Raw genomic sequence first — 25,789 nt, forward strand, 5'->3', positions numbered from 1 at the left:
TTTGTCTGATGCAGTATAGTAAAAACAAAGATTTTCGTTCTTACATCCGTAGTTTGGTGGACAGCGGCCAATGGATATATTTAAACCCCAAAGGCAAGCACGGCGTCCTCAAACACATTCCTAGCGGTCGCAAAATACCGGTTCCGGGAACCCCCGGAAAATGCCGACGTAGTTTGCATAACTTTAAAGCGATGGTACGCAATACAGAGCGCATCGTTCTTCAATAATTTTCGGCTTGGCCGAACCCTGCGGGGACTTGCCCGCCGGGAAAGTCTCCGCTTTTTACAGGAGACTACCCATGAAAAACCATCTTATGCACCCCCGTGCAGCCAATAACTACCGGAGTAACGGTTATTTTCCAACCGATACCGGTACCTTAGAAGCGATTGCAGCAAAACTTGAAGTACCGGCTCCCGGTACGGTGATTCGGGCATTTGATCCGTGCTGCGGCGAAGGCCATGCACTCGCTTATTTGGCCGAACACCTGACACAGTCGGGAGCCGAATGCCAAAGCTTTGGTGTGGAGCTGGATCATAACCGGGCCGAAGCGGCCCAAGACCGTTTAAGCCATACTATCCGTGCCGATATTGAGAACTGTATTTTGCAGGCATCAGCGGTCGGATTACTGTTTCTCAATCCCCCTTACGGTTTTACGGCCAAAGACCAGCTGTCCAACCAACGTACAAAACGCTTGGAAGAGATTTTCTTTGACAAGACTTTTGGGACGTTGCAGGCAGGCGGCGTATTGGTGCTGATAGTGCCTGAAGCGGCTTTGACGGAGCATCTGACCCGAGACATTGCTACGTCGTGTACCGATGTCCGGATTTTCAGGGCCGCCGTCGATACCTACCGCCAATACGTCATTATCGGCATTCGCCCGAAAAACAAAGCCACCATCGGCAAGAAACTGGCGGACAGCCAGCAACGCTTATTGATGGATTATCAATCGGCACCGGATTGCGACTCGGCAGATACGTTCCGTTACCGAATACCGCCGGTTCCGGGCAAGGTATTCCGGCCGATGAGTTTCGTACTGGAACAGGACGTACTGGATAAAGAGCTGAAGCAGCAACACAGCCGTACCTTGTGGCCGCACTTCGGCCGCTTTTTCGGTGCGGTTGCCGCTGCAGCTAACAGCCGGCGGCCGTTGTGTGAGCTTGGCCAGTGGCACGCTGCCTTGGCATTGGCCGCAGGTCAAGTACACGGTATCGTCACCTCTGAAAATGGCCGTAGGCTGTTGGTGAAAGGTTCTACCCACAAAACCAAGGTCAACACGAAAATGGAAGAGTACGATAACAACGGACGGCTGGTCGTCACCATGACGGCTCTTGATCGCTTCGTACCCAGTATCCGGGCCATAGACCTGACACAAAATACGCCCGATTTCGGGCGTGTTCTGACTATCAAGTAAGTTTTGTTGCCGTTAGAAATGTACGGCCGGATTCCTCCGGCGGTCTTTCTCTTAATCTTAAAAATTATGTTTTCACCCTGCCGGGTTATATCCCGCAGGGGTATGCCCGGCTTTTTTTAAGGACATACCCATGAAGCATACACAATTGAAATCAGCCCTGTTTAAAACGGGTACCGTTGTCATGACCCGCAGCGTGGCCGATTGGATGGAAACATTGCCTGTAACCATTCGGCAATATTTGCCTGCAGTTTTATTGGCGGCCCACACACGCGGCGTTTGGGACAGCTTGACACCCAATGATGCGGCAGCCAACCGTGCCGCACTCAAGTCCGGGGAGGAAGAACGCATCATGTCGGTGTATTCCATTTTGGATCAGAAAATTTGGATTATCACGGAATGGGATAGAAGCCTTACCACCATACTTTTCCCAAGTGATTATTGATTGCCGTTTTACCTGCTCTCGAGCAGGTTTTTTAGCTGCGCTGAAACTCGCCGGGCTTGTTTTCAGACGGTCCCGGCGCAGCCAAAAAGCCTGTTTTAACGCCGACAGTCGTCCTACTGTCTCCGACGTTGCCGTTAACCATCGTCAGCCGCATTCGTGCGGTACGGCTCTTTTATCAACCCTCGCGGGCAATACACCCGCAGGTGTATTGCCATGCTTTTTTTGGAGATACACCATGACTACGTTTCGAGATACCTACAATAAGTACAGCGACCCCGGCCACGGTTGGCTGGAGGTACCCATTGCAGAGCTGCACGCCTTGGGCATCTACAAGCAAATCAGCGGATATTCCTACCGTAACGGGCAGTTTGCCTACCTTGAGGAAGATTGTGATCTGCATTTGTTCAGAGTAGCAAAACAGGAACAGCAAGGCATTGCGATTAAATACATTCAACACTTCAGTGATGTATTGCCAATACGCCATTACTGCAGTTTTCACTAAATCTTAACCCCGGGCATCTTCCAAGATGCCCTCTTTTGGGAGGCTAACCATGCAACATTATGTTGTTTTGATTAATCCTGCACTCGAACAAGCCAAACGTGTGGCTGAATGCTTGGCTGACGTTGTATTCCGTTACCGGTGCGATCATAGCTTGGCTGAGGAAATTCATGCGTTCTTATTGGCCAACAGCAAACCGGCTGACGCTGTTACCGAAATTATGCCGTTGGGTGATTTCATGCGGAATTTGAATCACTCTGCTCCGTTATCTTTCGTTGCACATGTGGCATGGGCGACAACCGAGCTGGAAGATGATAATGGCGGTTCTTTGGAGGATATTTGCTACCTGTTAAAAGGTAGCGGATGGAACATGAACAATATCGACATGCTTATCTACGATTTAACAACGGCAGATACCGCATGGCTGTATGCACGTCATGAATCGGAAATTATCCAATGGTTGACTGACAGCGGCCAAGATATTTTCAATTTCGGTTACGGCCTGCAGGACGTATTTACGAAACACGAAAAATTCTTGTTTGAAATTGTTTGCCGTTGGGCAGTTTTTCGGGTTAAACGTTCGCTTTAAGAATTTAAAACACGCTTAAAAAAGAATGTTATATAATTAAACCCACACAGCCTGCGGACTGTTTTCCGCAATAGGATGATGCCGCTGATTATCCGGCTACACTCGTGTAGCTGCGGCGTTTTCAACATCTTCGTGCATCTGCACTTTCATAAAACCCTATTGGGGATACCAATCCCCAAAGGGGCATGGTATCCCTTATTTTTTAAGGAGATTATCATGTCGAATCATGTATTGCACAATATAACCGTTCGCGGTTCTGCCTCTTCAGTATCAGCACTCAAAGCAGCATTGTTCAAAGCCGGAATACCGGAACGCGATGCCGGTGGCCATGGATTGATTGTCGATTTCAACGGCATCATACCGGAGCCTAAAAATTTGAGCGGCCAAGATTCTGAAGCATGGCGCATCAACAATTGGGGAACCAACAACCCCTTTAATCAAATTATTCACCGGTTAGATGAAACAGAACTGCATTTTGAGTTCTGCACCACTTGTGAATCACCTAATGCCGTATTTCAGGCTATTAGTGACCGATTCCCCGAGTTGGAACTTGACATAGGTTTTATAGACGCCTGCGGCTGGTTTGCCGGTATCTATACAAAAAAACCGAGTCAGCCGGGTCAGCCGAACCATCTGCTGATCCGTGCGGATTATGATCATGAGTCAACCATGCCGGTAATTGAGCGTTACTTTAATCAGTAACACTTTTTTGGGTATTGCCGTGAACCGTTACCCGAGCTGCAGCAATGCAGCTACGGCATTTCTCTAAACCTGCCCGTGTCCTTGTGTCCGGGCATTTTTTTTAACCCCGTGGGGAAATGTTTCCCCTAGGGGAAACTGCTCCCCGTTTTAAGGAGCATTACTATGCCTAATCATGTTACCAATAAAATCAGCGCAAGCGGCCCTGCTGATGTTGTAGCCAAACTTAAAGCCATGCTGCTGCGGCCGGTCGACCCGGAAAAGGATGAGCCGACCGAGTCCGGATTAGTGGTGGACTTTAATCTCTTCTTCCCTATGCCGGAAAGTTTGGGTATTGGGGACAGCCCGCAAACCGTTACCCTTTTAACGTTGCCGAAAAACAGTTTGTTAAAAGAACATGAAGACAGATTTGACAAACACTTCTTTTGGCCGACTTTACTGAAAAGTTGTGTTGAATTTAAGGATAAAGCCGGCAATGGAATTGACTGGGACAGCCTCACGGTGCAAGCGATTATTGATCTGCTGGAACAGTATCCTGACTTTGCCAAAACCTGCAACCTAAATATTGAATTGGGGCGGGCTTGTATCCAAAACCTGCAACGTTATGGATATACCAATTGGTATTGGTGGAGAATGGCAAACTGGGGTACCAAATGGAACGCCTATCATCAGTATGTCGATGTAAGCGATACAGAGTTATATATCACTTTTGATACTGCATGGTCTCTGCCGGAGCCAATCTACCGGGAAATTGCGAAACTTTTCCCGGAGTTGAAGATGGAGGTGCTTTATATTGACGAAGGTTGCTTTTTTGCAGGTACTTATGTTTTGTCCGGTGGATGCTTGAATGATCATCAGTGTTCGGATGATGAGTTCAAGCAGTTTGCAGAAACCCATTTCGGTTGGAGTTTTGAAGAAGAGGAGTAACTTAAACATCTTCTGCTAACCACTGTTCTACGGAGGCACCCTACGGGGTACCTCCGTTTTTGAATAAATGGAGTTTATATGGAATCTGAATTACAACCGCTTAAATTGATTGAGCCTTGTAGTGGAGAGCTTGCTTTACAGCTGGTATTGCCGCCTGAATGTGATGATTTGGATATGGTATCTTGTAACAATGAGTATGATTTTACTGTTCCGGACTTGGAAATCACACTCTGCTTACCCTCCCTGATTACAGCTCTAAACGTTTTACACCAATACCCCGATGTCCTGCATCATGTAAGTTCAAAATGCAGTGTTAGTTCAAAAGGATTTGAAGGGAAAATTAGCTGTGAGTACCTTCAAATTTATGCTAACAACTTTCAAGGTTGCTGGTATTATTCGTTCTTCTTAAATTTCAGCAACGACTGGAGCAGTTCTGTTTACTTTTTCGATTTGAGCATCTACCTTTTTGATTTTTTAAAAGGTTATGATGATATTGTAAGCAAATTGGAACAGTTAGAAATGACATAATAAAAAAACCGCTTGGGAGTTATCTCAGGCGGTTTTTTTATAGCTTTAGGCGGGGGTCTGCTTCAGTGCTACCCATACCCATAAAATTTAATCTATATCAGCGTTGAGCGCTCTATTGAATCTTTTCATAAACTCGGCAAAACTAACCAGCTCGCAAGCCAATTTCTCAAAGTCAATACTTTCAAAGCTTTTTATGAACTCAACTAATTCTCTAGCGGACAAATCATCATTATTAGAATTAGGATTAATTTTGCAACGTAATTGTTTTTTTAGAGACTTCGGAGAGTCATCGTTTCCCGGACCTTCTTCATATTTCTGCCCATTTTGGTAGCTATCAACCAAACACAAGAGCCATGATTCCGACTTCGGTTTGGCTAACATTGCAACTCCCCTATTCGGAAAGCCTGAAACGGCAAACCCATTATCAATAGAGTTAAGCTTTTCTTGGTAGTCAGTATCATCCGGAGAATCGGTATCCCTGAAAAATACAGGTATCACACATTCGACAGATTCTTCTTGTTTCAATGAGTCTGCTCTCCAACCCAATGCACGGGCCATGAACCCATGAGGTTTCAGTTGATGATTTTTTAAACCGGGCAAGAGTAAAGCTCTCTGTCTATCGCTCTTTTGCTGCTTGGCAAAATCACTAAGCTCAGCCTCTGTGATGAATCGGATTTGATCCGTACCACTCTCAAGCAAGGAATAGTTATATTTTTCTTGAAAAAGACCATTTATGAAATAAGTCAGCGGCCCCGGAATAAATTCTCTACCTTTAACACCTAAATTCATTCTTCCTAGATCTGTAGGCCCCTCGCCTGATAACAAAAACAGCATGAACTATTCCTTTGGCTGATTATTATCAAGGGCACGACACTTATCTGCTAAAGAATTTAGATTTGTATTGGCATACACCTCTCCCGGTCCCGCAAAATCCAGCATTTTCGGTTCATCAATCACATCAAAAAACTTTCTGATATTCAAGCTTCCTGTTTCAGTACGGTAAGCAAAGTAAACATCTCGTCTGGCTTGCTCATCAGTCAGGTAATTAAGCAGTAATGGGCTGTGTGTAGTAATCACTACTTGGGTTTGGCCAGCGGAAAGAAATTTAACCAATTTCCCCATGATTTCTTGATTAACGCCGTTTTCAATTTCATCCAAGAGTAGTAACGTAGGGAAGCTGTTTTTCTGCTGGGCCAAAACTGCTAAAATCCTTAATAAGCCGTCATTGATGTGAATAGATTCAGAAACGGTTTTTTGGCCTTTAAATGTTTCTTCAAATTCCAGCTGTACCCATCCGCCTACTTTTTTCTTGGTTGTGATTTTGCTTAAATGGGGATAAAAAACACGCAGAGATTGAGTTAGCTCTTCTTGCTGTTCTTTATTTAAGCTATGTATAAAGCTGGGAAGATTTTCACCGCTCATACCGATACGGTTAACAGTAGCCCGTGAACTTTTTTTGAGTACAACAGGAGACAACAGCTCTAAAGAGGATATACCTAAGAGAATTTCACGAATTTTGGCTAACAACCATCTATCTTCAAACCAACTGTCTGCCATAGATGATAAAACCGAACCTGTATAATCCCATAAAATATCAATGAAAGTGCCACCACTACAAATATCTCCTAGCTCTCCCTCACTCGAATGAAATATTTCACGGCCGCCACCTGAAAAAATACTCTCCTGTACACATTTAAGCTGTCGGATATCAAATACCGCCACCCACTTGATTTGTATAGTATGCAAGAGATCTATGTCATCCGGAATCCATTCAAAATTAACAGCGACCTTTATAAAACTGCTTTTGGGTTTGAGATTCTGGTTAATTAACTGCTTGGCATCCCAGCCACGTTGATCCAGCCACACATCCATACGACCAGCCATCAACTGCGAGGTAAAATCCAATGCCTGAAGGATGGTACTTTTACCTGCCCCGTTCATTCCGACAATACAGGTCAAGTCATCAAAATCGATATGAATTTGGTTTATCGACTTGAAGTTTTGAATACTAAAACTTTTAAATTTAAGCATAATGGGTGCAGTCATTAGTCTTGTAATAGTTAAAGTATAACGGAATTTTGAGTTTGAGTTGTTCTTATCCAACAAAAAGCTCGTTTAGACGTTGATATTTTTCCAGTAAAATTACAGTTTTTCGACAGTTTATATATTGTTTAGTAAAGTCCGGCTGTAGATTCTAGGCTCCTCGACAAGGTTTGAGCCGTTACGAACGTAGCTTTTCAGTATCTAACCTAACTACCGGTTGTTTATCAGCTTCAAAACCAAGTGCAGGTTTGTTCATGCATCATCTCAATTTACCGGTAAGCTTGGGGAACCCGAATTTTGAATAATATTGCTTGCTACGAATTGTGAGTAATCAAGCAATACCAATGAACAGCCTTATTATTTGATTCAGAAAGAAGTCACAGCATGAAACGATTACACATAGCGTTAGTTGTGAAGGAACCGTAACTGAATATAGATGAGTAACTTGTTCTTCTTAGAAAACAAGAGAACCAAATCAGTGGGTAATTTAAAAAAACTACAGATGTTTGTACAAGCACTACCAAATGAAATTAAGTTAGAAAAGACTCACAGGCAATATAAGACTGTAACACTAGAGGGGTACCCACTTGCCCTTAACCTTACTTCAAAACTCTGTACCAGATAAAATAGCTCTTACCATTTTAGAATATTATTCGTGATATACGTCATCCTCATAAAGAGGTAATTTATGGGTAAAAATAATATATTATTATTTTTAACAATTTTTTTATGGGGTACGGTATGGTATGCCATAAAATTTCAATTGGGAGAAATTCCAATTATAGTTTCAGTTTTTTATCGAATTTTTTTGGCTGCTATTATTTTATTAATATGGAATTATTTAATTTATAAAATGCCTAAATTTAACATAAAGGATCACATTTATTTTATATTAATGGGATTTCTATTGTTCTCAGGAAATTATTATTGTTTTTATGTATCTACTAATTATATTAAGAGTGGCTTGGTTTCAATAATTTTTTCAACTTTAGTTTTGATAAATAGTTTAAATAAACGGATTTTCTTAAATGAAAAAATTAATAAGGCAGTGGTACTAGGAGGCTCTATAGGAGTAGGTGGAGTTTCATTACTATTCTTTAGCGAATTAAAATATAGTCATAATTTATCAGAACTTTGGCACGGTTTTTTATATGCGGTACTAGGAACCTATATGGTATCTCTTGGCAATATAATATCAGCACGCTTTAGCAAACAAAATATGCCTGTATTGACATCAACAAGTTTAGGTCTCGTTTATGGTGCTGTTTTATGTTCTTTATTTATCCTATACCAAGATTATTCATTTCGCATCCCATTGACTATAACTTATTTATCATCATTAGTTTACTTATCTGTATTTTGTACAGCACTTGCTTTTTGGCTGTATTTAACCTTAGTAAAAAATTCCGGACCTGACAAAGCAGCTCTTGCTACTATTCTATTTCCATTAGTCGCTATGCTTATTTCCAGCATCTTAGAAGGCTATTCGTGGTCTCTGCTTTCTATATTTGGTGGAATTTTAATTATTATAGGGTATGGAATTAGCTTTATTTATAAAAAATAAATCTAATTTTTCTGTTTGATATGGCGGATAATCATTTCCATAACCTGCGAATAATCTTGCTAATCCAGCTGATTTTATTATCCTGTTGCAGTTGAATAATATAAGCTTTCAACTCTTTATTTTGATCTGCTTCACGAGCATAGCGTCTGTCTGATTCAATAATTTTTGTATGAAGTGAATGAGATTCCGAACTAAGGTGGGCGTATTGATTTTCTAAATATTCTACTTTACTTTTAAAATCAGAAATTTCCTTTTCCTTTTGCTCTATCAGTATTTTGGCATCAGCTAGTTCATTTTGTAGTGTATTAAGCTTTCTAGTCAGTTTGACAGCAGCAAGATATATTAGTGACTTAGGGTCGTTATAAACTACCCCACCAATAGATTTTGAAAATATCCGGCGTAATTTATCCAAGTGCTTTGTAATTGTAAGATCAGCATCTTCCTCATTCATTTTGGCAACTTCTTCTTCATTGAGAAAAAGCGCGCTCTTGGGATCTCCGGTCGCAATCTGAATCACTGGGATACCGATACTCTCTAGATCACGGCATTTTGACGAATTGGATGATAATTTGGATGTATGGTAAATTTCAAATGCGATCAGTCCGTTCCAACGTTGTTCTAATGAAAATAACGGCGAGGAGTCTGGTGGGGATTTAAAGTGGCAAAGCGCATCGATAACATAACGATGTTCTCCAACCTGAACTGTTTTTTCTGCTGCTCCGCCGTCAAAAATAATCGGTTCATCATCCCTGTCCTTATAGGGGCCAAATGTATTGAAAAACTTCAAATGAGTAGCTGCCCTGTTTTGTGCTAACTCCACAATTACCTGTTTGCACAATGTATGAGTCAAAGTTTCCGGAGCAGTTTTTCTTTCATGGTCAGACTTGCTTTTATAAGCAAAATAATGTGTATGGCCACGTTGCATTTTAATCATTTCAAGCCGCTCTCCGGGTTTGTGGCAGCTATAAAATGTATTTCCCTTCTTTGCCCTCAAAGCCGTAACAATTTCATTATTATTTTGGCCTGTGTATGCAACAACTTTCACGATTTGCTCCGGATAAAATATGCTAAAAACTGCCTGAATACAGCTAACTATATCAAAGCTTGAAATAATTTTCAGATGACATCGTGTTACCAACTTTCTCTTAAGAAGGAAGAAAACAGATGAAAGTTGCCAAAATTTATATCCGTGCCGATACTGGTAATCAGGACCTGATGCAACAGCATGAAAAAGCCAAAGAGCTCTTGAAAGAAAGTAAGTTCCGTTTTAATTTCAGAACACCGAGGCGGCGGCTGAACCCCTAATACTTTGTGACATTTAGAGTTAATTTACTCACTCTTCTTTGATTATTTTAGGACAAATTTTAACTGGGAAATTAATAGAATTAGCCAAAAAACATTCTTTGTGAGCATCATCGTGAAGTTTACTTGCTTTATCTAAATCTGAGCCTTGGGTTATGGTAACAACTGGGTTTAGAGTTACTTCTTCAAACTTGCTTACTCCCTCCTCTACTTTGTGCTCAACCATCAGCCCTTCTGCGGAGTCAATGTAGTCGATAACAATAATATTGTTAATGGCACATAAGTGCAAATACCATAATTTATGGCATGAGGATATTGCAGCAACTAGCATTTCCTCTGGGTTCCACTTGGAGGTATCACCTAAAAATGATGGATCTGAAGAACCCTTTATTTCGTTTTTCTTTGCAGCAGAAAAAACACAAAAATCTCTCGAATAAGAGCGGTAATTTTCTGTACCTACTCCTAGGTTTCCTTCCCATCGGATGTTAACTAAGTATTTATGCTGCTTCATTGGTTTCTCCTTTTTCGTTTCATATTCAATTTAGGCTGCCCCAGGCAAGTCCACCACCATCCACAACTAAGTCGTCCAAGCATCGTCTGATGCCCAAAATAGCACTGATTTTGTAACCTCAATAGGATTACCTGCTCGACAGTTCTCAGAATTTGTGACAACTATAAAATATTGACCGCAAAGACGTAACGATTTCATTATTATTTTCGCCTGTGTATGCAACAACTTTCACGATTTGCTCCGGATAGAATATGCTAAAAACTGCCTAAATACAGCTAACTATATTAAAGTTTAAAATAATTTTTAGATGACATCCATGGCTGAAATAGACGAGTAACTTGTTTTTCTTAAAAACAGACCGTCTGAAAAATTTCAAAAGACTATAAAAAGCCTCGTAGCAGCATATTAATTAGTGATGCGACGAGACTCTTAGAAGCAATAGACAGTCGCCAATCTGTTTGTAACGCAAAATATTTAGCTTTCCCAGAAAATTTTTTACAGGTAGTCAGTATCTGTAACCAATTTTCCCCATCACTACTTGCGCACTTTCAGTTTAGGCTTGATATCCTTACTCTTAACTCAGGGTATATTGAAAAAACGTTGTTTGGGAGAATGAACATCATGTTCCAGACTCATCGGTTTCTACATCTATCTCGGGCTGGCCCTGTCTAGCATAGTAGGATGAAAATCGTGAAATCATATCCTTTAAAAAAGGAGCTGAAATTTGTATTTTAGGGATGCCAAAAGAGGTATTAATCTCTTCTTCAGTATATGTAGATACTCTCCGGAAATTAATCACTCCACCAGGGTAAAATTCTACTTCTGGCAACCTGTGATAATAAAGTGACTTATTATTTTTATAGATTCTCTGTAGTTCTTTTCGATCATTCCGAGAAAGATTGTCCCAGTTAAAATCTGGATAAATCTCTTCTAAAGGTTGTATCTCCACTAGAAGAGCACGATCAGTATTACAGCCACCATCTCCTCGTTCAGCTAGATCACAAGCTGGATTCATTACAATGAAATATCTTTCAGAGTCTTTTTTCTTAAGAATGCTGCCCGTATTAATCCGTTCATCTATCGGAGGATATATGTACATTTCCTCAGGATAACAACGATTAATATCATTATCTAAATGCAGGAGTAGATGATTCAACGTATATCTTAACAATGCTTTTTCTGTCCTAGGGCTATCAGATTCTGCATGTTTAATCCAACCTATTTGTTTACCAGAAGAACTTCTAGTTCTCAAAGCTGGTATGAGATTTTCGGTAAATATGGTCGCAAGCATCTTTTCGATTGAGCCTTTGCCACCAAGGATTTTGGTCAGTCCAGTACGGTAAATGCCACAGAATTCCTCTATTATCTGACTATATTTAACATCTCCCCCTTTTTCATATATATTAATTACTGGAAAGCCATGTTGTACGGCAACGTTCGGGGTTCCTGTAAAAATCACAACAGGGATACGGCTAAAGCTATTCTTGATTTGTTCAATAACCTGATTACCTTCATCTTCTCCTGAATTGGTAAGCTTCATATCAATAATCACACCATCAAAGTCTGATTGTTTCAATTTTTCTTCAGCTTCTGTAACATTTCCACAAACTTCTAAGCAAACTCTGAATTCGGTATTATCTTCATTAAAATCGCTTACCGCATTTTGGCAGATTAGTTGGTCACTCTCAGAATCTTCAACTAAAAGTAATTTGATATCACTCATTATCTATATTCCTCACCTGTAATCTAAAGTAAGCTCCTGTATAAGACTGAAGTGCAGCCAGTTTTAGACCATTTCGTTCAGCTGCTTCCCCAGCAATAGTCAATCCGATACCGGTTCCCGATGGTTTTGTACTAAATTGCGGTTCAAAAATCACACCCTCCTCAATCAGAGTTGTTTCAATCCCAGGGCCGGTATCGCGAAAATCAACATAGATCAGTTTATTATTTTCTGATTCTATATCCACCAGAATTCTTCTGTCATTTAATGAGTTTTTTTCCTTCAGCCAAAATATACTGTTGTCAATCAAATTAGTAAAAATGGCTTGAATATCTTGTTGCCAAGTTAATAAAGTCAAATCATCATTTCCATTTATTTCAAACTGAATTTGATTATCCTCCATATCTTGGCGGAATATATCAAAACATTTCTGAATTTCTTGTTTGATTCTTAATTCTTGGGGAGAAGCCCTTCGACCTGATGCCAAAGGATCTAATCGTTTAAACAGATCAGAAAATATAGTGGCATTTGACTCAACACCTTTGGCAATAGTGGCTATTTCATCGATATACTTTTCATCTCCGGTTTGCAGCAATTTTTTCTGAAACCTACTAATACGTGGCGCTTCATGACGGAGGTAGTTTAATGGCCTTCGGCCTTCATGCATGACAACAGTGAGGATTTTTCCCAATGTAGCCTGTCCCTGATAAGTAGCTACAGCACGGCTAATTTCTTCAACACTTTTTTCTTTACTTACTTCTTCATCAGTAATTAATCGAATAATTTCATCTGCTGCCTGCTCTTTTATTCCTTGGCTAATTAACTTTTTCCGTATTTCCTTTTTCAGTCCGTCCAAGGAAAAAAGTTTCTTTAGCTCTTTTTCCACTTTAAGTGAGGATTTACCTAGACCAGCTTTTCTTCTGTAAATGAACCTGCGACTTTCAAGCTCACTAATCACTTCTCTTGTAATTTTTTTTAGCTGTTCATAAGAAAAATTTTCTTGTAAACCATCTCGGGCACTTTTTTCAATCAGGTTAGATTGTTCTTCAGATTGAACAAGTACGTAACCGACAACTTGGTTACTACCAATCCGCATGGAAGGGTACTGAACACGCTCTTCATTTAATTTAAGCCAGTCAAATTCAGCATCGCCAAGAGGGCGAATCCTGAATCCATTACGGTAGACACCTATACCGTTAACTGAGTTAAGCAAATGAGCAGCCTGCCGTTTACCAACATAATTACCTGCTTCATCTTTTAAACCTCGTTTAATTAGCATTTCTATTGCTTCTGAGTCTCGGTCATAAACCCTGATATCAAAAATCAAGTCACCGCAAGCAGTATCACGTCCACGGTTTATGGTTATTTCCTCTTCAATAGTATTTTTTGCTTTCTTGTTGGAATAAATGAGTTTTCCCTGACCATCAGATGTGATTTTCCCTGTGATTCTATAATCAAATAGTTCCAAAATAGGATAAGGCTCAATGAGTTCATTAACATCTGGCATATCAGTGAAGCCAGATATAATCAATCGGATTTCAAAGTTTTTATGATCTTCATTAAGGACACTTTCTGCAGGAGTTGGAGAAATTAATTTTTTTAATTCAAATCTAAGATTGTCAAATTGCCTCTTATTCCATTCTTCATAATTTGACTGATTTCCCGTTATGGTTAATGTTGTCCCTTGGAGTTCTTGCGAAGGCTGATTTTCTACCAGAATTTCAACATCATCCAGATATTCTGAATGTTCAAAACTATCCCATTCAACAAAAACGGTTGTCTTCTGACCAGTATTGTCTACTGTTTCTAGTAGAAGGTCTTTTCCCAAGACTGAAGCCGCATAGCGTCCTATTCCTTTTCTTCCTTGCATAATTCGTCCAGCAGGACTGGTTTTGCGCTCAAGCTTATCCTTAGTAGACGGAACCATCCACTTATTAATTACTGTATCCCGAGACATACCGTGACCATGATCTTTTATGGTGATAACATATCCCTTAAGATCATCGTTCGCTGTGAAATTTATTTCTACGCAAGGAGAATCGGCGTCATACGCATTTTTTACTAACTCCACAACTGCGGCATAATTATCCTGTATAAGATCTCGGCCAATTGTCAACAAATGGCGACCAGCTGGTCTGATTTTGTATACACCATTAGTACTCATATCCATTTCTCCTTAAGCTTTTCCGCAATTTTTCTGGCCAATAGTACAGGAACCGCATTACCTATTTGCCGAAAGGCTGCAGCACGGCTTGGTTTTTCGGTGGCTCCTTCGAAAAAATAATCATCTGGAAAAGTTTGTAGTCTGGCTGCTTCTCTTGGGGTAATTGATCGGTTTTGTTTTATATCCGGATGAATATAGTAATGGCCATCCTTTGATAAATGTGCTAGCACAGTATGTGCAGCCGGCAAATCAGCGGCAACAACTTTAAACCGGTCAACAAATGCAGTCCGGTTAGTATGGGTTTTTAAGTATTCAGGAAGTTCATCATACTCTAGGCGTTTTTTCTCTTTTATCCAAAGCTCGACAGCTTTTCTGTAGATTTCCCGATCCCGCTCATTGTTAAAGCGAGCAATATGCCAAGTTACAGGAAAGCGATTATTTTTGATGCCTGAATCATAAAGCCATTTTCCTTCGTAATTTTTTATATTGCACATTCGAATGTTTCCTTCTCCAGCTTGTAGCGGGGGAAGATCATCAAATATTTCGCTGACAGACACTCCCGGATTCCAGATATCCGGTTCAGGATAAAAATCTGATTTTGCATTTCTACAGCCAACTAGAATGATACGTTTTCTGGCCTGCAAGACCCCATAATCGCTTGCGTTCAGTATGCGATACTCGGTTGTATATCCTGCTTCTTTGAACAACCTGCACATTTCATCAAAATATAGTTGACCGTTTTGGTCTTTTGCAGACAGCAGGCCAATTACATTTTCAAAGATAAAAAATTTGGGTTTATAGCGTTTCAGGAATTCAACGTAGAAGATATAAAGATAGTTTCGTTTATCTCCAACCATCTTATTAGCGTCACATGCTCTACCAACTAAGGAGTAAGCTTGGCATGGTGGTCCTCCAACAATCAAATCAAGAGTTTTATCTTTCAGTAAACCATCAATGGCAAGAAAAATATCCTTTAAAGATTCCTCGGATATTTCTCTGTTAATCACCGAACTCATGATTTCTTCAGGAACAGAGGCATAAAGTTTATCTCTGCTTATTTTTCCTGTCAGATAATCTTCATAGATATTTTCTTGCTGATTGGATATTAGCCAATGATATGCTGAACGAGTACGAAGAGTAAAACAAGCAGCTTTATCAGATTCTATATGAGCAATAGGTTCAAACCCAGCTTGGATAAAACCTTCTGATAAGCCTCCGGCACCCGAAAACAAATCAAGAAAACATAGCTTTTTTAACATAAAACCACCTTATCTATTACTTCTCGCATAACATAATCCGTTTTGCCTTTAACTTTTAAATAGGTAATAACTATTTTGAAACACAAAATTAGATAGGCAGTCCAATCTTAGGATAAGTAATCTAAACTGTATTTGTATAATTAACCTGCTTTATTGACCACATATTGAGCCGATTATTGAATTGGAAGATTATAGCAAATTAATAATTTTTCGAAAAAGTTCAAATAATCTGCGGTCTGTAACGGATTCGGGCATGGTTTGTGCTAGATGATGCCTTGATGTAGCCAGCCACCAGTCTGTAACGCTAAAGCGATGTACTACGAAATACCCGCTTTAAGCTGTTTGAACCTTTAGCCTTCCCGCATAGCTGTCATTGAACAGCATACATCCACAACATCTAGAAGACTTTCACTATATTTTCTATGTATCCGTTTACGATCAGTTTAAGCCTACTTGCCCGCTGTAGTCACAATCACTTAAGTTGCAGCAAAGAGATCTAAGTCTTTACGCCCCGAGAAACCAGTTTAGGTAGAATCATGCGGTAATCGCCGGTAAGCGGTGTATTATTGATTTCCATTTTACCATCACTGAACAGGGTTATCTGCATGGTTTTGAACAGCTCAACAGTTCTCAGAATTTGTGACAACTATAAAATATTGACCGCAAAGACGTAACGATTTCATTATTATTTTGGCCTGTGTATGCAACAACTTTCACGATTTGCTCCGGATAGAATATACTAAAAACTGCTTGAATACAGCTAACTATATTAAAGCTTGAAATAATTTTCAGATGACGTCGTGCTTATGTGTTACTCAATCAATACTTGACCAACCAATATCCAATTGAATTGGCTTATTATTGGGTTCAGGGAAGCAAACTTAATCTGTACCAAATCGTCATAGGTATTCTCAAACCAGTTAAGAATAAGAACAGGAGTCACAACATGAAACGATTGCACATAGCGTTAGCTGTGAAGGAATTGGAACCCGCTATTGAGGAATATACAAAACGCCTGGGAGCAAAACCGGTATCGGTAGCCGATAATGCTTACGCCTTATGGCGAACCGATCAAGTTAATCTGTCAATCAGCGTGAGACCAGAAGAAGCCGGGCAGCTGCGCCACTTAGGCTTTGAAGATTCGGAAGCTTCAGAAATGTCTGCTGATTATGATGCCCAAGGAATTATGTGGGAGCGTTTTACAGCTGAACAACAACGTGAAGAGATTTTTCGGTACTACCCTACTGCAGACTATCCGATAGAGAATCTTTAGTCTTTCACTGCATTGGGTTTGAGTATGGGCAATTCAAAATCTGTACATAGTAATAAGCAATAAAGTACGAGCCGAGCCGGCTAAAACAATTCAGTAAAACAGTTTTTAAGTACAATATATAACTTAGGAGAAAAACATGAAAAAAACCTGCCAAGCTATTGCGCTGACCTCTGTTATAGCCCTCTCCGGCTGTGCCGATTTGGCTCTGCAGGCGGCCATCAATGCCATTGCCACTACAACAAGCATGAATATGAAATATGGCAATTACCCTCAAGTCGGCAAAGCGCAACGTATTTCTGATCGTGATTTCCGCGAGCTGAAAAACAGCCCGAATCCCGAATTGGCTGCCATTGCGGCCAAAGGCGACGTACTGCGGATTATCTCGGAAAGCCGGGAGTTCAAACCGTTTACATTAGAAGATTTCAAATCGCATCGTATTGAAAAAAGGGCGTTTTCCATTTATCCTAACGGTACGGCACTTGACTACTACATCTATGCCACTTTGGATATGAAGAAAGATGCCGAGCTGGTAGAAATCGGCCGGGAAGCAGCGGCCAAAGGCGGGATCGTTTTGGTACGCGGCCTTAAAAACGATTCCGTTGATGAGACCATGACGGCCGCTAAACTGATTACGGATACCGGTGCTGTATTGCTGATGGCTCCCGGCATTATGGAAGAATTAAAAGCGAAATTTTCGCCGACATTTGCAGAAGTGACCGTATTGCCGGACGGAAAATACGGATGTCTCCCGGTTAAACCGGGTACTAAGTGTAATGTTTACAGCGGCAACACCGGCTTTATGCGCCCGGTATTCGGCAGCAAAGAGGCTACCCCGGCGACAAAATAGCCATGGCCGCAGAAAGGACGTGAAATGAAAAAAATAACAAAATTCGCGATCTTGATCTAGGACAGTCCCATAAATTATGATATTGGAGTACCAATTAGATATTTTTTGTGATAAATTTCTCTTGGTTATCGAACAAGGTTACAAAAATGGAGAATTCATGCATACAATCTGTAACTTTATGTGCAGAAGAATGCCTTTTAAGGTAGAATTTTAGTCTAAATTATAATGAATCCATATAAAGATTTTAATACTTATCAAACATACCGACTTTAGGATTATTTCATGACTTTATCTACTAGACTTAAAGCAGAACCATTAATTGATGCCATTTTTGAATGTCGCCTTACCACAAAAACAAATATTCTTTTATCTGGAGTTTTCCCGGGAATTTTGTTTTCAAGTTTAAAAGATGAAGAAAAACTTTTAGAAAGATTGCCCTCATATGATATACCAGAGTTTATTAAACAAAATGAAATTAATGTAAAATATCTACCACTGATTAAAATTAAACTATCTGATTACAATATACTGATTGGCGACAACAGCGTTTCTATATCTTGTATTCCACCATATAAAGGATGGGAAAATTTTAAAAGCAAAATTGAATCAATATTATCAATACTTATTGATAATAGTTTAATTGATACCATTGAAAGAATTTCACTTAAATATGTTAATTTGATAGAGACTGAAAACCTTACTAATCATGTAGATTTAGTTAATATTTCCTTGTCTATTGGAGATGAAAAATTAACCAATCAGCCATATCAAATTAGAATGGATAGCAAAAAAAATGGGGTAATAAATATACTCCAGATTATATCTAATGCGATACATAAAGATAAAAATAATGTAAAAAAAGGGCTTGTTATTGACATTGACTCCATTAAAATTATTGAAAATCAATCAATTGATTCATTAAAGAGTAATTTGAAAAATGATTTGGATGAAATTCATAATATAAATAAATCTATATTTTTGAATTGCCTTAAGAATGAAACAATTAAAGGTTACTTGGGAGCTGAATATGAGTAAGCATGACTCCAGTATATCCAAGATAAATAGTACATTATCCATAATTCCCCTTGCATTTCTTACATATTGCCCGGGCGAAATACAAAATTCTAACTATATAAAAGAAGTATCTAATAACTACGGCTACAGCTACAATAGACATTGTATCATGCCTAATTCATATTCACCTGAGATAACGAACGAAACAATTTCAATTGGAACTACATATACAAATTTAGGCTATGATGAAAGTAACCTATTAAAAATCATGAATGTATTTTTAGTTGATTTACTTTCTAAGCAAGAATCTCTTGAGGATGAGTTCGCTAAAGTATTATTTAATAATATTGATGAGTTATACCAAGGTTAATACCACAGTTAATTTATATCATGGAAAAAAATATTTTAAATGATATTAAGTGCTATATGCCTCCTTATTTATTACAAGATAAAGATGCTACAGCAGGATTTATTAAAAATCTAGAGAATTTTCCTGATAATACTAATTATTATACATCGTATCACTATGATGATGAATTGCAGGGTGATGGTTGGTCAGGATTAGATATTGTTAATATAGAAACTTTAAAAACAACTTCTATAAAAGGAATAATATTAAGCAATAGCTGTGACATTTCACCGGAAAATAAAAGAGATATTCCTACAAATATTATTTTTGCCCCTATTATAAAATTAGATATGTATAAAGATAAATTAATACAGTCAGGTATTTCTAAAAGTAGAATAGATTCTAAGATTGATGCAATCAAAAAACAGCGAGTAACATCCCTATTTTATCTTCCTAAACTAGAAGAAGAATTCCCTGAATCAATAGTTGTTCTTGATGATGTACGATCTTTACCGATAAATTATTTTCAAAATAAAAAATTAGAGCAACAAACTAATAAAATATTTACATTAAGTCAGTTTGGATTTTATTTATTCCTGATTAAGATCTCTATTCATTTCTGTCGTTCTCATGAGAAAATTTTAAGAGATAATCCTTCTTTATAGTAAAAATCTTCTCTACACCTTTAACCAGAAATTCAGTAAAAAATTGCTGGTCCAAATAAGTGGCAAGGGCAGTTTTGTTTATATAATTTAAAAGCCAAACTTCAAAGCCAAACTTCGGTAATTTTTTTGTTCAACAGCTGTACAATACTGCAGCAACAATCCTACTCAAGATCATTTTTTATAAAAATTAACTTTATGTATTTACTCATTTTTTACCCTTGATAAATAAGAAAAATCAATGCTTACAAGAAATTAGAACCTTTTTTATAGACATTAAAATTTTGTATTACATATCGTTTTAGGTATACTAATGTAGTACACGTTTACAAGAGTAATTTCTTATCGTAATTTTAAAACTATTCTAGATAAAAGGACGTGAAATGAAAAAAATAACAAAATTCGCGATCTTGACAGCGTTATTTACAGTAACCGCTGCAATTAACGCTTATTGGGATATGCGTGTCGGCAGCGAACTCGGTGCGGTGCTGGTAGGTGCGCTTGTGCCTGCAGTCGTATTGACTGCGTTTGGTGCATTGATTTTGTCTGTGACAGCTGATGACTTTGTTCAGTCAGATGAACATGATGAGACTGAAGAAAATGACTTATTCAGTAGCGACCCACAACGGTATCATCCTGCATACCGCCTCCATCCTCGTAATATTCATTACGAGCATGATGAATAAAAAAGGCTGCATAAGCAGCCTTTTTTATTGCCCCAGTAAAGCCTATTTAGAACTTTCCTTGTAAGCCTGATTTAAAGCCTTTTGAACGGCATCAATACTGACCGCAAACGCGGATTTGGCTTCTTGGCTCTGCAAATCATTGCCGCCGCTGTACGACAAATGGATTTCAAAGCCCTCTTCCTCGTCGGAATCCCGAATTTCTATCACGATATGACTAACGGCCATTTTTATTCCTTTCCTCGTTTATTTTAGTTTATGCCCCATCCAAATGGCATCTTGCTGCGGATTGACGGCCACGCCGTTGCGGCGGATGGTGACGTGCAGGTGGGCGTTACCTAACCCCGTATCGCCGGTGCGTCCTAACAACTGCCCTGCTTCAATCCGTTGCCCGGTCTTGACGGTGAAGCCCGGCGACAGATGCCCGAACTCCCAACGCCGGCCGCTGTCGCCTTGGATATAGATAGCCTGCCCATATCCGGTAGCCTTGCCGGCTTTGATAATTCTGCCGCTCTCCGGTGCGTACAGCTTGGTGCCTACCGGAGTGGCATAATCCACACCTCTATGGTCGCGGCTGGCTCCTTTGATACCTATATCGCCTCGCGGCCCGAAGTCTGATGTCATGCGGTATGTGCCTTTTACGGCCATAACATAACTGCTCTGCCCTTTAGCGGCCGGAGCGCGCATCCGCCCTATCACCACCGACCCGTTACCCGGAAACCGACCGGATAAATAAGCCGGCGGTGTTAAGGCTTTTTTGACGGCAAAATCCGTCCGCTGCCGCTCGATGCACTATTGCCCGGACGTTCGGTAATGCTACCTTGATCCAAGTTCAGCGAGTTGCGCAGATTGGGGTTATCGACCGTATTGGCATATACGTTGTCGTAACCGCTGCCTGTATAGCCTTTGCCGTCTCTAATGTTTTGCTGCATTTTGGCGGTATCGGGGTCGTATTGCTTCGAATTCATCCGCATCGGCACCGAATCCAACGTCCGGCCCATTTGTGCGGTTTGCCCCTGCAGATAATCGGCTTTTTGGTTGTAATTATCTTTCGATTGGTCGATATTGCTACCGATGCTGCTCTGTGCTTGGTTGAATTGTGAGGATAAATGACGCTCGCTGCTACCTAAGTCGGCTACAACCGCAGATGGCACCAAGCCCGACTGGCCGGCCCGGCTTTCAAGTTGGCTGAATGCCGCATCTCGCTGACCGTCAACGGCCGCCATATTACTTTGATGGGCAGCTCCCACCCGGTTAACCGGCATGGTATTGTGGGAGATATGGCCGCTCGAATCGAACCGCGTTCCCTCCGCCTGACGCTGCAGATCGCCGGCTTTGGTGGTTGCGGCTTCCATTGCGGCCGCATAGACCAAACCGGTATCGCCGGCGACTTGGGACATGGTGTACCCGTGGTTTTCGGCATATTGACGGATGGCATCCGCATTGTTGACCGTAACCGTAGCACCGCTCTCAGCCGCCCGGCTTGCCGCTTCTCTGTAGCTTTGCGCCGTTTCGTAGCTTTGGGTTGCCGCCAAACTGGCTTGCCGGGCTTTGCTGTAATTAGCGGTCGCAGCGGTGGCCAAACTGTTACCGCTGGATACCGCATTTTGGAATTGAGAAGATTGGCTGAACTTGTTCGCAGTACCCTCGTCCAACGATACACCTTCTTGGCGCATGGCCTTGATGGTATTGGCCAAGTCAGTTGCTAATTTTTCTTGATTTGTAGCAGTACCCATCCAACCCAATTGAGGCATCAGTTTTTTAATACCCTCTACCAATGCTCCTCCTGACATTTTGCCAAGTGCCGAATTGGTGTTTAGTCCCAAGCTAATAACACTATCGATTGCGGATGTTGCACCTAATGAATGACGCTTGGACAACTCATCAGCCGCCTGAACGGCTCTACTCATATTTGCCGACTGCGTAGCATCAAGCCCTACGCCGTAGCCGTTGCTGCTGCTTTGGTTACGCGCATACTGCATACCCCACGCCATAGATTGCCCCGTGGCCAGCGAAAGGCTTTCCGATGCCACGGCCGATTGTTGCTGGCCGGCTCTCATACTGCTGTCTGCGGATTGGCTGTAAATATCCGACATCCGGACGTGCGATTGTGCGGCCACCGGGAAATTGTCGATATTGCTTTGGAAACGGCTGTTTCCGGTACCCGCACTATGCCAAGCATTGCCGGTAGTGGTTTGTGACTGCCACATGCCCGGATCGCTATACACCGGATTGCGGATGTCGCGATTGGCTGAAGCATTGTTGTAGTTCAGGTTGCCGCCGCTGTAATTGCCGGCTCCGGCACTGGTACCGGCGGCTTCGGCCGGAGCTTTGGCTCCGGTAGCCATAGTACCGATACTGTTGACCATCGCCCGGCCAAGCATAGCCAAACCCAATGAAATGACCGGCACGAGCCACATGGCACCGGCCGCAACCGCTTGGGCATCGATCGCAGCATTCAATATCGTATTGCTGCTGCCCAAACCGACGCCGGCGGATGTACTGGCTGCGGTCGTAAACAGACTTTTGGCATGGATAGTCGACACCAAATTGATGACGCTGGCCACCGGAGACCACAACTGCACCCAAAACATACCTTGGAAATAAAACAGAATGCCGCGCAATGCCATCACGCCGGACATCAGCGAGATGACCAACATCATCGGAAAGATGCCGATTAAAATCGCCTCGAGAACGGCACGCACGATAGGCAGGTTCCAACTGGCCATCATGCCCCCGCTCTTTTGCGCGCCGATATACTGACTACGCGCTTGGGCAAATGAAAACGCCTTTTGCATCATGGCTTGGTTGTTATTGCGCTGCGCGTTGATGATGGTGGCTTCACGCATCATTTCACCCATCGCAATCTGCTCGATCTGCTTCAGCGTATCCAACCGGGAGTTGTTCATCAGGTATTGGAAAGAACTGTTCCCGAGTGATGCGAGAGCTGTCGTCTGATTGACGGTACCGCTTCCCATGCCGAAATAACCCAAAACCTTATTGGCGGTTCTAGGTATCGTCACGTTGCGGATAACGGTAGTGGTTTTTTGCTTCAGGTACGCATAGGCTTCGCTGCAAACCATAGTTTTGCTGCCCGGCTTATTTTGCCCCTGCGTGTAGAAGCTGACATTGGTAAACATGGTTTTATTGGTCTTGCCCAATGTTCCTAAAATATCCGGGCTGTTGCGCAGCTCGTCAATCGTATATTTGTGATAAAGGTTGTGATCGAAAAACGAACAATTGTTCATGAACAATGCCCAATCTTGGGTCAAGACCGGGTCATTGAGATTGGCATTGTGGATCTGCTCGTATAAACGTGCGCCGAACAGAATACCTGTTTTACTGTAGTTGAGATCGTTCGGCAACGAATACAGGGCTTCGAGACTACGGGTCATTTTGTAGCCGAAAGAAGTCACGACGTTGCCGGCAATGGCGAATCCCAACGGAACGTTGTCAACCGTGTACATCTGCCCGCTGCGGCCGTAGCCGGCCGCTTCAGTAATGATGACCGTCGTTTTGGGAACAACCAACCCCATCCAAACGCCGGCAATGACCAGCAGCGACGTCAAACTGTCTTTTACATCCAGTTTATAGACGGCCATGGCGATCATCACCAAGAAACCGAACATGGCCGCAGCTTGGGCTGCACTGGTCATCGTTTCCGAGCCGCTGTACATGGCAACGGCGTTCAAAACTACTCGGACAACCTCACCGTTGCCCGGAAAAGTAAAATATTCAAGAGCCACGTCTGTCTCCTACAAGCGGTTTTGGGTATCGAAATCAATAGAGCTGCCGGTATCGAAGTTAGCAGCCCGCCATTGGCTTTCGAACTGCTTTTGCATTTGCATAAATGCCTCTTCGGATTCGATATTGCGCATTGCATCGCGCTTTTCGGCGTAAATGGTCTGACGCAGCTTATTCATGTTTTCGTATATCCTATCCGCCCTTCCCTGTGCGGATTCGTCCAGCTTGGTGTAAAAACCCATGGCCCGGCGCATGACGCGCTCGCTGCGGTCAAGGATATAGGCAACGTAATCGACAGCAACCGCATCGATTACGGCTTCTTTGGCCAAATATCGGCTGCCGGTCAGTGCGTCACTGACCGCCATACGCAGAATCGGCAGTTTGGTGCTGTTGACATACTTGGCCAGCGTCTTTTTCTCATCTTCAGTCCAACCCTGATCCGTATTGAGCTTGGAAACCAACTTCGTGAAAATCTCGTTGATGTCATAGCGGATGCTTTTTACTTGAACGTCCTTTTGGATAAAGCAGTTTTCCCTTAGCTTTTTAGGACCGTTGACACACTTATTCATGTCGATATTGATGTATTTGCTCGATAACGGAGCCTTGTTCTTGCCGCCGAGCAAATCACCGACATGCACGATGGTGGGAGCCACATCCTGTACGCCGGAGGCAGTGTTTTGCTTGCTGTTTTCGTTGGTGGAAACGGTTTTAGGCGGTTGGAAGATGGCCGTGCCGGCCAATGAGAAGTACAGCATTAAATCCTCTTCGTCCAAGTCATCGGTCACGCCTGCCTGACTCAATGCGGCATACAGCAAATTGCCACCGACGAAGCTGATGGTGTCCTCCGGTGTATTTTTGCCTCGAACTTCATCTGCCGCCCGCACGATATTTTCACCGGTGCGACACATCCAGCCTGCGTCCGAATAGTCATCGGCAGAGCCGCTGGCCAAGTGGGTTGCCTGACAGTTTTTCGCCATGGACATACCGATTTGATTGGCAATCCCGCCGACCAGCAGCTTACTGCTCTCACAAGAGTTTAGATTGCTGCGGTTGATTTGGTTAACCAAATCGCGAATACCGCCGATGGCATCTTGAATCATCGGATCCAAGGCTTTTAATGCCAAATCGAATGCCACGCCTGCAGCGTTATTACCGAGGTTGCGTACAAATTGGATAAATTGTTCTTTGTTTACGAAAGAGAATGCGCCGCCGAAAATATCAATGCCGCCGCATCCTGCATTAATAGAGGGAAGTTGGGTGCTGGCCAACTGAATATCCGATACGGAGGTGCGTGCGGAGAAACTGCCGCCGCTGTATAGCGAGCCTGCTTGTCCGTGAAATGCGCCTGCTTCAGTATAGTTCGTTTCCACACCCATGGAATTGAACATACCGGCCATCTCCTGCTCCAGTGCTGCTTGACTGGTGAGAGGTTGTATCAGACAAAGACTGATAGCCAGCACTTTGGCTGGCTTTGTAAAAAATGAATATTTAAATTTCATAACCGTTCCGCTCTAGGTACGGCTATGACTGAGATTAAGAATCTCCGCCATAACCTGAAA

General features: G+C 41.8%; 27 protein-coding genes. 16 read left to right on the top strand and 11 right to left on the bottom strand.

What is annotated here, in order from left to right:
- Positions 1–8: 8 nt before the first annotated feature.
- From LVJ86_RS05455 to LVJ86_RS05490, 8 genes are all read left to right on the top strand, one after another.
- Positions 9–227, top strand: coding sequence for a hypothetical protein (locus LVJ86_RS05455; RefSeq protein WP_047760067.1), 219 nt, complete (start codon positions 9–11; stop codon positions 225–227).
- 29 nt (positions 228–256) lie between these two features.
- A complete protein-coding gene (locus tag LVJ86_RS05460; protein ID WP_268776903.1) occupies positions 257–1,411 on the top strand; it encodes a DUF6094 domain-containing protein in 1,155 nt (384 codons plus the stop codon).
- 130 nt (positions 1,412–1,541) lie between these two features.
- A complete protein-coding gene (locus LVJ86_RS05465; RefSeq protein WP_047760069.1) occupies positions 1,542–1,853 on the top strand; it encodes a hypothetical protein in 312 nt (103 codons plus the stop codon).
- 235 nt (positions 1,854–2,088) lie between these two features.
- Positions 2,089–2,355, top strand: a complete 267-nt coding sequence (locus LVJ86_RS05470) for a hypothetical protein (RefSeq protein ID WP_047760070.1) — start codon at positions 2,089–2,091, stop codon at positions 2,353–2,355.
- Between the two features lie 49 nt (positions 2,356–2,404).
- The gene (locus tag LVJ86_RS05475; protein WP_047760071.1) at positions 2,405–2,941 is read left to right on the top strand and encodes a hypothetical protein; all 537 of its coding nucleotides are present in this window, start codon (positions 2,405–2,407) and stop codon (positions 2,939–2,941) included.
- A gap of 216 nt (positions 2,942–3,157) precedes the next feature.
- Complete coding sequence (locus LVJ86_RS05480; protein ID WP_047760072.1) at positions 3,158–3,643, top strand: hypothetical protein; 486 nt, start codon at positions 3,158–3,160, stop codon at positions 3,641–3,643.
- A gap of 162 nt (positions 3,644–3,805) precedes the next feature.
- The gene (locus LVJ86_RS05485) at positions 3,806–4,567 is read left to right on the top strand and encodes a DUF1281 family ferredoxin-like fold protein (protein WP_053008283.1); all 762 of its coding nucleotides are present in this window, start codon (positions 3,806–3,808) and stop codon (positions 4,565–4,567) included.
- Between the two features lie 78 nt (positions 4,568–4,645).
- Positions 4,646–5,095 (top strand): hypothetical protein, encoded by a 450-nt coding sequence (locus LVJ86_RS05490; RefSeq protein WP_053008284.1) that lies wholly within the window; start codon positions 4,646–4,648, stop codon positions 5,093–5,095.
- Positions 5,096–5,182: 87 nt separating this feature from the next.
- Here the strand turns inward: LVJ86_RS05490 and LVJ86_RS05495 are convergent, their stop codons facing one another.
- Both LVJ86_RS05495 and LVJ86_RS05500 read right to left on the bottom strand, forming a co-directional pair.
- Entirely contained in the window at positions 5,183–5,929 is a 747-nt protein-coding gene (locus LVJ86_RS05495; protein ID WP_047760073.1) for a hypothetical protein, read from the bottom strand.
- 3 nt (positions 5,930–5,932) lie between these two features.
- Positions 5,933–7,141 carry an AAA family ATPase gene (locus LVJ86_RS05500; RefSeq protein ID WP_053008285.1) on the bottom strand — a complete coding sequence of 403 codons (1,209 nt, stop codon included), beginning with the start codon at positions 7,139–7,141 and terminating at the stop codon, positions 5,933–5,935.
- 685 nt (positions 7,142–7,826) lie between these two features.
- Between LVJ86_RS05500 and LVJ86_RS05505 the strand changes: the two genes are divergently transcribed.
- The gene (locus tag LVJ86_RS05505) at positions 7,827–8,702 is read left to right on the top strand and encodes a DMT family transporter (RefSeq protein ID WP_047760075.1); all 876 of its coding nucleotides are present in this window, start codon (positions 7,827–7,829) and stop codon (positions 8,700–8,702) included.
- A gap of 31 nt (positions 8,703–8,733) precedes the next feature.
- Here the strand turns inward: LVJ86_RS05505 and LVJ86_RS05510 are convergent, their stop codons facing one another.
- Positions 8,734–9,747, bottom strand: a complete 1,014-nt coding sequence (locus tag LVJ86_RS05510) for a hypothetical protein (RefSeq protein ID WP_047760076.1) — start codon at positions 9,745–9,747, stop codon at positions 8,734–8,736.
- Positions 9,748–9,866: 119 nt separating this feature from the next.
- On the opposite strand from LVJ86_RS05510, the gene LVJ86_RS05515 reads away from it, so the two are divergent.
- The gene (locus LVJ86_RS05515) at positions 9,867–10,007 is read left to right on the top strand and encodes a hypothetical protein (RefSeq protein ID WP_161796037.1); all 141 of its coding nucleotides are present in this window, start codon (positions 9,867–9,869) and stop codon (positions 10,005–10,007) included.
- Positions 10,008–10,035: 28 nt separating this feature from the next.
- Here the strand turns inward: LVJ86_RS05515 and LVJ86_RS05520 are convergent, their stop codons facing one another.
- From LVJ86_RS05520 to LVJ86_RS05535, 4 genes are all read right to left on the bottom strand, one after another.
- Entirely contained in the window at positions 10,036–10,515 is a 480-nt protein-coding gene (locus LVJ86_RS05520; protein WP_047760077.1) for an OsmC family protein, read from the bottom strand.
- 619 nt (positions 10,516–11,134) lie between these two features.
- The gene (locus LVJ86_RS05525; protein WP_047760078.1) at positions 11,135–12,238 is read right to left on the bottom strand and encodes a response regulator; all 1,104 of its coding nucleotides are present in this window, start codon (positions 12,236–12,238) and stop codon (positions 11,135–11,137) included.
- Complete coding sequence (locus LVJ86_RS05530) at positions 12,231–14,399, bottom strand: sensor histidine kinase (protein WP_047760079.1); 2,169 nt, start codon at positions 14,397–14,399, stop codon at positions 12,231–12,233. The genes LVJ86_RS05525 and LVJ86_RS05530 overlap by 8 nt, the downstream gene beginning before the upstream one ends.
- Positions 14,396–15,658, bottom strand: a complete 1,263-nt coding sequence (locus LVJ86_RS05535; RefSeq protein ID WP_047760080.1) for a DNA cytosine methyltransferase — start codon at positions 15,656–15,658, stop codon at positions 14,396–14,398. Before LVJ86_RS05535 ends, LVJ86_RS05530 begins: the two co-directional genes overlap by 4 nt.
- A 946-nt stretch (positions 15,659–16,604) precedes the next feature.
- Here LVJ86_RS05535 and LVJ86_RS05540 point away from each other — a divergent pair.
- The 6 genes from LVJ86_RS05540 to LVJ86_RS05565 all read left to right on the top strand — a co-directional run bounded on the left by LVJ86_RS05540 (position 16,605) and on the right by LVJ86_RS05565 (position 20,489).
- Positions 16,605–16,931, top strand: coding sequence for a VOC family protein (locus LVJ86_RS05540; RefSeq protein ID WP_047760081.1), 327 nt, complete (start codon positions 16,605–16,607; stop codon positions 16,929–16,931).
- 136 nt (positions 16,932–17,067) lie between these two features.
- On the top strand, positions 17,068–17,778 hold the full coding sequence (locus tag LVJ86_RS05545; protein WP_047760082.1) for a hypothetical protein: 711 nt from the start codon (positions 17,068–17,070) through the stop codon (positions 17,776–17,778).
- A 282-nt stretch (positions 17,779–18,060) separates the two neighbouring features.
- Complete coding sequence (locus LVJ86_RS05550; RefSeq protein ID WP_047760083.1) at positions 18,061–18,813, top strand: TIGR04255 family protein; 753 nt, start codon at positions 18,061–18,063, stop codon at positions 18,811–18,813.
- The gene (locus LVJ86_RS05555) at positions 18,806–19,162 is read left to right on the top strand and encodes a hypothetical protein (RefSeq protein ID WP_047760084.1); all 357 of its coding nucleotides are present in this window, start codon (positions 18,806–18,808) and stop codon (positions 19,160–19,162) included. The genes LVJ86_RS05550 and LVJ86_RS05555 overlap by 8 nt, the downstream gene beginning before the upstream one ends.
- A gap of 20 nt (positions 19,163–19,182) precedes the next feature.
- A complete protein-coding gene (locus LVJ86_RS05560; protein WP_047760085.1) occupies positions 19,183–19,806 on the top strand; it encodes a hypothetical protein in 624 nt (207 codons plus the stop codon).
- A 407-nt stretch (positions 19,807–20,213) separates the two neighbouring features.
- Positions 20,214–20,489 (top strand): hypothetical protein, encoded by a 276-nt coding sequence (locus LVJ86_RS05565; protein ID WP_152667023.1) that lies wholly within the window; start codon positions 20,214–20,216, stop codon positions 20,487–20,489.
- 42 nt (positions 20,490–20,531) lie between these two features.
- Here the strand turns inward: LVJ86_RS05565 and LVJ86_RS05570 are convergent, their stop codons facing one another.
- The 4 genes from LVJ86_RS05570 to LVJ86_RS05585 are packed head-to-tail and all read right to left on the bottom strand — an operon-like array spanning position 20,532 to position 25,729.
- Positions 20,532–20,714 carry a hypothetical protein gene (locus tag LVJ86_RS05570; RefSeq protein WP_047760087.1) on the bottom strand — a complete coding sequence of 61 codons (183 nt, stop codon included), beginning with the start codon at positions 20,712–20,714 and terminating at the stop codon, positions 20,532–20,534.
- Positions 20,715–20,732: 18 nt separating this feature from the next.
- Positions 20,733–21,173 (bottom strand): M23 family metallopeptidase, encoded by a 441-nt coding sequence (locus LVJ86_RS05575; RefSeq protein WP_047760088.1) that lies wholly within the window; start codon positions 21,171–21,173, stop codon positions 20,733–20,735.
- Between the two features lie 59 nt (positions 21,174–21,232).
- Complete coding sequence (locus LVJ86_RS05580; RefSeq protein ID WP_047760089.1) at positions 21,233–24,232, bottom strand: conjugal transfer protein TraG N-terminal domain-containing protein; 3,000 nt, start codon at positions 24,230–24,232, stop codon at positions 21,233–21,235.
- Between the two features lie 9 nt (positions 24,233–24,241).
- The gene (locus LVJ86_RS05585) at positions 24,242–25,729 is read right to left on the bottom strand and encodes a conjugal transfer protein TraH (protein ID WP_047760090.1); all 1,488 of its coding nucleotides are present in this window, start codon (positions 25,727–25,729) and stop codon (positions 24,242–24,244) included.
- Positions 25,730–25,789: the final 60 nt, after the last annotated feature.

It is taken from the genome of Neisseria arctica, from assembly GCF_022870905.1.
Classification (GTDB): domain Bacteria; phylum Pseudomonadota; class Gammaproteobacteria; order Burkholderiales; family Neisseriaceae; genus Neisseria; species Neisseria arctica.

Excerpts from the sequence above, each read along its gene's own strand:
- LVJ86_RS05455 (WP_047760067.1), top strand. The coding sequence starts at position 9 with ATGCAGTATAGTAAAAACAAAGATTTTCGTTCTTACATCCGTAGTTTG.
- LVJ86_RS05530 (WP_047760079.1), bottom strand. The coding sequence starts at position 14,399 with ATGAGTACTAATGGTGTATACAAAATCAGACCAGCTGGTCGCCATTTG.
- LVJ86_RS05495 (WP_047760073.1), bottom strand. The coding sequence starts at position 5,929 with ATGCTGTTTTTGTTATCAGGCGAGGGGCCTACAGATCTAGGAAGAATG.
- LVJ86_RS05575 (WP_047760088.1), bottom strand. The coding sequence starts at position 21,173 with ATGCGCGCTCCGGCCGCTAAAGGGCAGAGCAGTTATGTTATGGCCGTA.
- LVJ86_RS05550 (WP_047760083.1), top strand. The coding sequence starts at position 18,061 with ATGACTTTATCTACTAGACTTAAAGCAGAACCATTAATTGATGCCATT.
- LVJ86_RS05480 (WP_047760072.1), top strand. The coding sequence starts at position 3,158 with ATGTCGAATCATGTATTGCACAATATAACCGTTCGCGGTTCTGCCTCT.
- LVJ86_RS05525 (WP_047760078.1), bottom strand. The coding sequence starts at position 12,238 with ATGAGTGATATCAAATTACTTTTAGTTGAAGATTCTGAGAGTGACCAA.
- LVJ86_RS05500 (WP_053008285.1), bottom strand. The coding sequence starts at position 7,141 with ATGACTGCACCCATTATGCTTAAATTTAAAAGTTTTAGTATTCAAAAC.
- LVJ86_RS05545 (WP_047760082.1), top strand. The coding sequence starts at position 17,068 with ATGAAAAAAACCTGCCAAGCTATTGCGCTGACCTCTGTTATAGCCCTC.
- LVJ86_RS05505 (WP_047760075.1), top strand. The coding sequence starts at position 7,827 with ATGGGTAAAAATAATATATTATTATTTTTAACAATTTTTTTATGGGGT.
- LVJ86_RS05515 (WP_161796037.1), top strand. The coding sequence starts at position 9,867 with ATGAAAGTTGCCAAAATTTATATCCGTGCCGATACTGGTAATCAGGAC.
- LVJ86_RS05555 (WP_047760084.1), top strand. The coding sequence starts at position 18,806 with ATGAGTAAGCATGACTCCAGTATATCCAAGATAAATAGTACATTATCC.
- LVJ86_RS05535 (WP_047760080.1), bottom strand. The coding sequence starts at position 15,658 with ATGTTAAAAAAGCTATGTTTTCTTGATTTGTTTTCGGGTGCCGGAGGC.
- LVJ86_RS05490 (WP_053008284.1), top strand. The coding sequence starts at position 4,646 with ATGGAATCTGAATTACAACCGCTTAAATTGATTGAGCCTTGTAGTGGA.
- LVJ86_RS05465 (WP_047760069.1), top strand. The coding sequence starts at position 1,542 with ATGAAGCATACACAATTGAAATCAGCCCTGTTTAAAACGGGTACCGTT.
- LVJ86_RS05520 (WP_047760077.1), bottom strand. The coding sequence starts at position 10,515 with ATGAAGCAGCATAAATACTTAGTTAACATCCGATGGGAAGGAAACCTA.
- LVJ86_RS05485 (WP_053008283.1), top strand. The coding sequence starts at position 3,806 with ATGCCTAATCATGTTACCAATAAAATCAGCGCAAGCGGCCCTGCTGAT.
- LVJ86_RS05570 (WP_047760087.1), bottom strand. The coding sequence starts at position 20,714 with ATGGCCGTTAGTCATATCGTGATAGAAATTCGGGATTCCGACGAGGAA.
- LVJ86_RS05475 (WP_047760071.1), top strand. The coding sequence starts at position 2,405 with ATGCAACATTATGTTGTTTTGATTAATCCTGCACTCGAACAAGCCAAA.
- LVJ86_RS05470 (WP_047760070.1), top strand. The coding sequence starts at position 2,089 with ATGACTACGTTTCGAGATACCTACAATAAGTACAGCGACCCCGGCCAC.
- LVJ86_RS05560 (WP_047760085.1), top strand. The coding sequence starts at position 19,183 with ATGGAAAAAAATATTTTAAATGATATTAAGTGCTATATGCCTCCTTAT.
- LVJ86_RS05585 (WP_047760090.1), bottom strand. The coding sequence starts at position 25,729 with ATGAAATTTAAATATTCATTTTTTACAAAGCCAGCCAAAGTGCTGGCT.
- LVJ86_RS05540 (WP_047760081.1), top strand. The coding sequence starts at position 16,605 with ATGAAACGATTGCACATAGCGTTAGCTGTGAAGGAATTGGAACCCGCT.